This window comes from Vibrio sp. D173a (genome assembly GCF_030248475.1).
The window spans coordinates 1-879 of sequence record NZ_JAHGAH010000786.1; the positions used below are offsets into that span (position 1 = coordinate 1).

Consider the following 879-nt stretch of genomic DNA (forward strand, 5'->3'; position numbering starts at 1 on the left):
CTATCAAGGAAGATGAGGCGCACCACTGAATACGAGCTGCCATCAAACAGCGCATTGATGACCGATTCAACGGCGATTGGGTCTTTGTCCTCAAGATAAGGAGCCAAAGCCAAACCAACGGTATTGATGGTATTGCTTACCTCTGAGCGCTGCTGCGCTTCTAGGTGGCCTCGAGTGGTATTAAATTCGATCATAAATACTGACGTCATCAGTAATATAAAGACCGCAACCATCCCGACTACAAGCTGTTTATATAAAGTCATTGTACCTACTCATCGTAATTGATAATGGGTTTGTTTAATTTTAGAGAGCGCTCGCGTGAACGAAGATCGTTCCACAAGCTCAATCTGGATGATTTACCTGCAAGCTGTCCGTTTCCTGCCGAAGACTTCATAAGCCATAGGTTTTTACCGTTAAAGCTGTATACCGGCAGTAAGTCTCTGCGCGTTGACGCTCGTTTAATTTCTGGGTTCAAATTGTCTAAAAGGACCGGCTCCGCACTCGGTGTGGAGTAGTAAGCCAGTACCATATGGAACTGATTCAGCTCTAGGGCTTTGACATATACCAATCTCAGTTTCTTGTCGGGCACGCCCAGCTCCAGCAGGGAAAAATATTTTGCGATGGTGAAGTCTTCACAATCTCCGGCGTTACTGCCCAAGAACTCCAGTGGTGTTGCCCAGTAATCTTTCTTTCCCCACAGAACAATGTCGTCAACAAAGTAGAGTTGGTTAAAGAAGCGATTGACGGATTCCAGCTTCTGAGCGTCACTCTGCGTTTTGAACTGCGCAATATAGGATCGCCATGTCTCAACTCGTTTAGCCGCGCTATCACCATAGGTTTGTGAGACGGCATTAACCCAGCGCTGCTCTGTGGTATTCA

The 879-nt window shown here is 46.5% G+C and carries 2 protein-coding genes; both read right to left on the reverse strand.

From position 1 onward, the window contains the following. A partial coding sequence (locus KIV40_RS29285) for a LapD/MoxY N-terminal periplasmic domain-containing protein (protein WP_285352746.1) occupies positions 1-263 on the reverse strand: 263 nt, incomplete at its 3' end. 5 nt (positions 264-268) lie between these two features. Next, positions 269-879, reverse strand: a 611-nt coding sequence (locus KIV40_RS29290) for a transglutaminase-like cysteine peptidase (protein WP_285352748.1), incomplete at its 5' end; no start/stop codon positions are given.